The following is a 274-nucleotide window of genomic DNA, read 5'->3' as shown; positions in this document are numbered from 1 at the left end:
CTGCTGCTGTTCGATCCGCTCGACGGCTCCACGAACATCGACGTCAACGTCTCGATCGGCACCATCTTCTCGGTCCTGAAGGCGCCGGAAGGCATGGGCGAGCCGACCGAGCAGGCTTTCCTGCAGCCGGGCGCGTCCCAGGTCGCGGCCGGCTATGCCGTGTACGGCCCCCAGACCATGCTGGGGCTGACCACCGGCAACGGCGTGCACTGCTTCACCCTGGACCGCGAGATGGGTTCCTGGGCACTTACCGATAGCAACATGCGCATTCCGG

Annotated in this window: 1 pseudogene; it reads left to right on the top strand. The window is 66.1% G+C overall.

Annotated elements, in window-relative coordinates:
• Positions 1 to 274: pseudogene (locus KVT32_RS30000) on the top strand (fructose-bisphosphatase class I); the annotation flags it as partial.

The sequence above is a fragment of the Achromobacter sp. GbtcB20 genome, from assembly GCF_019091095.1.
GTDB classification, from domain to species: domain Bacteria; phylum Pseudomonadota; class Gammaproteobacteria; order Burkholderiales; family Burkholderiaceae_B; genus Achromobacter; species Achromobacter mucicolens.
This window is presented reverse-complemented; position numbering and strand designations above follow the sequence as displayed.